At 28.8% G+C, this 6,579-nt stretch carries 7 protein-coding genes; 1 reads left to right on the forward strand and 6 read right to left on the reverse strand.

The features are described from left to right. Window positions 1-380: 380 nt before the first annotated feature. The gene (locus ACI313_RS05780) at window positions 381-1,121 is read right to left on the reverse strand and encodes a hypothetical protein (RefSeq protein ID WP_439755517.1); all 741 of its coding nucleotides are present in this window, start codon (window positions 1,119-1,121) and stop codon (window positions 381-383) included. Beyond that, on the reverse strand, window positions 1,111-1,797 hold the full coding sequence (locus ACI313_RS05785) for a hypothetical protein (RefSeq protein WP_439755518.1): 687 nt from the start codon (window positions 1,795-1,797) through the stop codon (window positions 1,111-1,113). Before ACI313_RS05785 ends, ACI313_RS05780 begins: the two co-directional genes overlap by 11 nt. Before the next feature lie 167 nt (window positions 1,798-1,964). Here ACI313_RS05785 and ACI313_RS05790 point away from each other — a divergent pair, with 167 nt between their 5' ends. Then, window positions 1,965-3,155: a DUF4299 family protein gene (locus ACI313_RS05790; RefSeq protein WP_439755519.1), complete on the forward strand. Its 1,191-nt coding sequence runs from the start codon at window positions 1,965-1,967 to the stop codon at window positions 3,153-3,155. A gap of 227 nt (window positions 3,156-3,382) precedes the next feature. On the opposite strand, the gene ACI313_RS05795 is transcribed toward ACI313_RS05790, so the two are convergent. The 4 genes from ACI313_RS05795 to ACI313_RS05810 all read right to left on the reverse strand — a co-directional run. Next, a complete protein-coding gene (locus tag ACI313_RS05795; protein WP_439755520.1) occupies window positions 3,383-4,060 on the reverse strand; it encodes a hypothetical protein in 678 nt (225 codons plus the stop codon). Further along, window positions 4,057-4,671 carry a hypothetical protein gene (locus ACI313_RS05800; protein ID WP_439755521.1) on the reverse strand — a complete coding sequence of 205 codons (615 nt, stop codon included), beginning with the start codon at window positions 4,669-4,671 and terminating at the stop codon, window positions 4,057-4,059. The genes ACI313_RS05795 and ACI313_RS05800 overlap by 4 nt, the downstream gene beginning before the upstream one ends. A 159-nt stretch (window positions 4,672-4,830) precedes the next feature. After that, window positions 4,831-5,682, reverse strand: a complete 852-nt coding sequence (locus tag ACI313_RS05805) for a MurR/RpiR family transcriptional regulator (RefSeq protein WP_439755522.1) — start codon at window positions 5,680-5,682, stop codon at window positions 4,831-4,833. Between the two features lie 10 nt (window positions 5,683-5,692). Beyond that, window positions 5,693-6,579: MupG family TIM beta-alpha barrel fold protein (locus ACI313_RS05810; RefSeq protein ID WP_439755523.1), on the reverse strand; the 887-nt coding region annotated here is incomplete at its 5' end.

Consider the following 6,579-nt stretch of genomic DNA (forward strand, 5'->3'; position numbering starts at 1 on the left):
GCAAAATCTTTTGGTTTATAATTTGTGATGTTTGATGTGTTCATATAAATACCTCTATGAGTATATTTAAACGCTTTTAATCACATTTAGAAATATTTTTAATTACTTAAAAAAACTCCTTATATATCGTACTTCGATATATACAATATATAGCACTGCGATATATATGTCAATAAAAAAAAGACCATCTGGTCTTATTTTCCTTTATTGTAGAATCCTAAGAAAATCAAACAAATTCCAAGTCCTAAATACATTGGTTTAAATGTTTGAGTATTTATGTATTCTAGAATTGTACATAAAATAAAGAGTATCGCGGCTATAAAAAATAATATTGCACTTGTGTTTCGTTTCATATTATATTTATAACAAAATTTATTTTATTATTCAATTGGTTTGATTTTTTTAGCCCATTCATATAGTTCATTGAGTTTCTTTTGTTTAAAAAGAACTCTTTTTTCAATGTCTTTTTCACACCAGTCTTGAGGATAATACAAGTCTCCATATTTATAATAACCTCCTCTTGGTTTATAGACATCGAATTTATAGTGTTGAGCGAATTGAATTTCAATGTGATCGTATTTTCCATATTCAGGATGGGATTCATTATATGCTAGTATTTCATAGCCTTTTTGTTTAAATTCCATTAAAATATCATGAAAAGTCGCATTGATTCTTTCTAATTCATCGGGTTCTCTTTTACAAGTGCATTGTTCTAGTGTATTTAAGCATTTTGGACAAACATATTTAAAAGTACTTAATTCTTGTTTATAGGGTAATAAATATTCACCTGTATCATCTTGATAGTAATCATCCCATTCGTCTTCTTCAGCTTCACAATCTAACTGTTCTTCAGTAATATCATCAATAATGTCTTTTATTTCTTCTGGTGAAAAGGGTTCAAATTTGGAACAGAATTGATCAAATTCAATAATTCTTTGTCCTTGACTCATGCGACATACTTGTAGTAAACAAATACAATCACAATTCATTTCCAGTTGTGTATTGGAAATAACTTCATTTAATTGTTCTAAACTATCGGCAACAACACCAAATTTAGTTTCAAAGGTATTGGTATCTATCGCATAATACGCAAATACATATTCATCTGCATTAACAATCATAGTCTTCCTCCTGTTCAATCCAATTATTGAATTGTTCTAGTTTCTTTTGTTTGTCTTGAAGTTGTTGAGTTAAGTCTTCTCCTTCAATTCGACAGTATAAATTTCCCGTATGGGTATAATCCCATTCTTGTGGTAAATGTTTAAATGGATAACGTTTCTTAAAAGAAATATAAATCGAATCATTTAATCGATCTTCAGGGTGTCCTTCACAACAAAAACATGTTTTATATCCTTTTTCGTTACATTTTTGAATAATCCCAACCATATTCTTATCCATACGAATCACATGTTCAGGATAAGATTGACATGTACAATTTTCTAATAAATTAAAACAGTTTTCACAAACATATTCATATCGTTCTGGGTGTTTAACGTGTTCTTTTATTTGAGAAGGATCAATTGCCATTTGCCAAGCTGTCAATCGTATTTTATTTTTTTCATACTGATCAATAGGAATAGCTGGTTTCAACATTAAAATAGCTCTTCCATATAATTTTCCATTAATAACCTGACATAGTTCACTACTCATTAACATTCTAGAATAATTTCCTTCTTTTAATTGTTCCATATATTCGTCATAGCTTTCAAAGGAATCTAATATCTTATTTTCACATATTGTTTTACTTCCTTGTTTAATTGTTATTTGAAATACAAATTCATTTCCATCTATCAACATAATTTGTTCCTCCTAGTGTTATTCTATCTTTTTAATTGACACTATCGGTGTCATAAACTAGAACAATTGGACACAAAATAGATAAAGCACTGTAGTAATGGTAACTGTGTTTTATATTAGTTTTTAGCTTTAGTATGGTATTATATGTAAAAGAAGAGGGAGTAAGAATGGCTGTAAATGTTGAAATTAAATTAAATGGAAAGAAAATTGAAATCAATGAAATAGCTGCATTAAAAGATTTGTGTTATGGTGTTTCAGATAATAACTATACATTAGAAGAAGGACAAATTGGATCCTATACAATTTTATTTGATCCTAATTGTATCAGCAGAGGAATAGAAGCATCCATTGAAAGCAATGTATTATTATTGCGAATGTCTCTTCCAACAACAGAAAGTGAAATTCATTTGTTTTATGATTTAATATTTTCTATTTGCAAGCATATTCATGTTAATGAATTTGTTAGGGACGATGAAATCATATCTTTAAAACATAGTCATGATTTTATAGAATCAGATAAACAAACAAGTATCCGTGCTTTGCAAGATATTGAAAATAAAGTCAGAAATAAGGAAAGTGAACAATTTTATATCTTTGGTGCATTAAATCCTATTTCTTTAGGTCAAAAGGAATTCGATGAAATGAATGGTTCTTATGATAACTTTGAACGGATGCTGAATCAGAAACAACAATTAGATGTGTTCTATGCAAATCCTAAGTTATATCAAAGAAATGATCAAACAATTTTTGGAATCTATTTTGTAGGTGAGAATATTGATACAGTAGTTCCTGAAAAAGCACATGTTCCTTTTAATAATATAGAAGTAGATTCGTGGTATGTTATGATTCCAGATAACAACGCTATTCCTTATAAAGATTTCATCAAAAATGTAACTATCATTGATCAATATGATCATGATCATGTTATTGTGAGACTTAGTCAACAAGAGATTATTTATCTTGCGATGAATTGTGCTGAAGACTATACAACAAAAGAAAAAGTCAAAGGAACATACTTAGGAAAGACATATGATAATGGATTTGATCATTTACAAAAGATCAGGGAATTAAAATTACCTATCGAAGAATATGCAGCATTCAATCATATGGCTGTATATTTAAGATGGTGCAATGAACATAATCTTTTAAGTGACTATTTATTACAAGAAGTACCTGGTATTAAAGAAACAAAAGATTATAGAAAATTACTTGTTGATAATAAATACTTTAATGGGAAAATCAGAAGTCAACATCTTAATGATATTGGACAAGACTTTTCTAATTCTTTCTATAAATTTGATGGACAAGGTTATCCATTTTATGTAGATCAATATGCTTTAGAAACATTGGGTGAATAGAAATATTATTGTGAAGAATATCAAAATGAAGCCTACTTGTTTGTAGAATACAATGAAGAATATTATCAAGGTTTATCAAAGTATATTGATGAAGCTTATGAAAAATACAGAGAAAAATAACAATTAGCAGACAATGATTTTATAATAATCAACAACGATTATCTTTCTTGTATTCAAAAGGTCGTGCATCTTCTGATGCACGACTACTATTTTACGAATACATTTTTTTATAGTTGACTAGTAAAGTTTAATAATTGTCGAAGTTGATTCTGTTTAGATTTCATTCTCTTTTCCATTGTATTTCCTTTGACATAGAAAATTAAAACACCATCTTCGTAATCTACGTTTTTTAATGATTTAATATCAAAATCATATTCATCCGCAAATTCAATTTCAATGTTGTCTTTAATTTCTTGTTCCGGATTACTTTGATTAAAACGAATGACTTCATAGTCTTTTTCTAATAAGTTTTGAAGTGCTTGGTAGAATACCGAATCCAAACGAATTAATTGATCAGGTAAGTTTTCACATGTGCATTGTTCTACTGGTTTGAAACAAGTAGGACAAACATATATTCCATCGGATTCATATTGAATGACTTCATCATATTCTGTGTCATTGAATATTTCTGGTTCAATCACCGCATTCAAAAACTTTAATACTTGTTTTTGGAAAGAAGAAGACAATGGTTTGGTATCATCTAGGTATTTACTAAATATGTTTTCACCTTCTTCTACATAGGCACTAAATTCTAGGGCACAGTTTTCATTAATTGAGAATGAATGTGTATTCATATAGATATTGTAGTCTTCAAATGATGGAAAATCTAAATCATATAAACATTCAAAACGATCCATATCCATTACTTTTAAATTCAATAATATATATTCTCCATTAACGATCATTTTGTTTCCTCCTTAGCCCAGTCATATAATTCTTTTAATTGTTCCTGGATATTGTTTGTTTCCATCCATAAAGTATTTTCTGAATAATTAAAAGTATCTTTTAAGTGTTTAAAGTCATAGTATTCTTTAAATTCAATATAAATATAGTGTCCATGTCCTTGGCTACTTGATGTTGTTTGATATCCTTTTTCATTTAGTAAAGCGATAATAGGTGCCATGTTTTTATCTAATTGAATTAATTTAGATGGATGACAATCACAGTGTTCTTTAAAACAAATAGGACAAACATATACAACATCGTCTAATGTTCGTTTTGGTTTTGAAATGGTCTTGCATCCTTGGTCTAAACAAACTAATTCATATTTAATTTTAGCAAATTCATGATTTGAAATAGGTTGAATGGTATCACGATATGTGTGTGTAATACATTTTATTAATTGGTCATCAATTTTTTGAAAAACCTCAAGTTTTAAAAAAGTTGGTTCATAGACAAGGTTGTCTGTAATCCATTGGTTTAATTGTTCTAGTGAATCATTTAGTTGACAGGAAATCATTCTATATCCGTCTTCTAGTATTCCTTTTAAGATAAATTCTTGGTTATTTATAATCATACTTTGTTTCCTCTTCTATTAGATAATATCATTAATTACAATTTTTTTGTAATTCAATACAAAATTTATTGTTTCTCCTTTCACTGATACTATACTTTTTTAATTGACATTATCACTGTCACATATAATAAAAAATAAACAAGAACCCCAAATTCTTGTTTACTTTTCAGAATCTTTATATATATGTGTTTTTAAGATTTTCTTCATAGTTTCATCATAGTGACGTGTTAAATAAATTGTATATAAAATATCAATCACATTTAAAAACGCAATACGACTTGTCATAGCTCCTTTTCTTAAAATAGGTTCGGTACTAGCTACATATAAATTGTAGTCAGCCATTTCAGCTATAGTACTAGGCGTATAACGCGTAAAGGCAATGACAGGTGTCTTGTTTTCTTTTAATGTTTCAATACAATCAATCATTTCCTTGGTTTGTCCAGAATACGAAAAAACAATGGCTACATCTTGTTCATTGGAATTAATAGCCGCTAGTAATTGTGAATGAAAGTCTTCATTAGAAACAGCGGATATATTTAATCGTAATAGTTTTAAATAAAGGTCTCTTGATACATAGTAAGAAGATCCAATTCCAAATAATAATACACGATTGGCTTTTTCTAATAAATCAACACACGCAGAAATGGTTTCTTCGTCTAATAGTTTAATGGATTCTTCTAATATACGAATATTATTGTATGTGATTTTATTGATGATAGATGGAGTATCTTCATTGGCTTTAATATCAAAAGAAGATACTTTCATATCGTCTTCGCTTAAAGAAGCAATGTCATACAACAATGCCTTTTGAAAGTCATTGAATCCTTCAAATCCTATCTTTTTACACAAACGAACAATTGTACTTGGAGATGAATAAACTTCTTCTGCCAATTCACGAATTGTCAAAGAAGAAGCAGCTCGGGCATTATCAATAATGTAGTCCGCTATTTGTTTCTCTGTAGGCGTTAATGTTTCTTGGTATTCTCGTAGTCGTAGTAAAGCGTTTTTCATAATGTGCTCCTTAACTACATTGTACAAATTTAATTTTCATTTTACCACTAAGAATTTCTAATAAACCTAAATAATCTTTATCAATAGTTCCCATAATATTAATTCGATCATCTTTGTTACGATCAATTTTAGTAATTTGAATTTCCCCACAATATCTTAAATAGTTTTCATTATCAATTGTGATGTCTCCTCTTTGGCGTTGTTCTACATACGCTGGTTTAATGTCTTTACTACGTGTACTTGTCAGTCTCATTAAATTATGAGGAGAATCTTCTCGTATTTCAAATACTTGGTTGTAGAAATGAGTATATGGTTCATGTAAGTGACAAGGAATATTGATTGTATCTTGTTTAATCAATTGAAGTTGTTCATCACTAATGCCATTGTCTCCGACTAATACATTTTCAATTCCATATAAATATTTCATTTGTAGATAGGCTACATATGGTTTCATATTGCGTTGCGATTCTAAGGTAGGAAGTCCTTCAAATAATGGACCTCGATAGTCTTTATCCCCTTGAATAAAGGCCATAACAGGTACATCCATTTGTTTGAGTTCTTCGTTTCGTGCCATAAAGAATGATTCGTCTAATCCTGTTTCTAGTCGTGGATAGAAATTATGAATCGCAACGACTTTATTTCCTTTTTCTTTTATTTTCTTAGCAACATGATAGTCACTTGTTGATGCGTTTACACCAATTGTGACATAATTAGAAATCTCTACTATTTCTTCTTCACTAAAACCAAAATCTAATCGTAGAATATCAATTTTATTTTCTTTTAATAGTGAATAAATATCCTTATACCCGAGTGCTTCTATTCCTCTTTTAGAAATGTCAACGATAACGGTTTTATGATATTCATTTAAGATTTTCAATAGACTTTTAGCTTTTGTAC

Origin of the sequence: Floccifex sp. (genome assembly GCF_051873495.1) — a bacterium.
In the GTDB taxonomy this organism is placed as follows: domain Bacteria; phylum Bacillota_I; class Bacilli_A; order Erysipelotrichales; family Erysipelotrichaceae; genus Floccifex.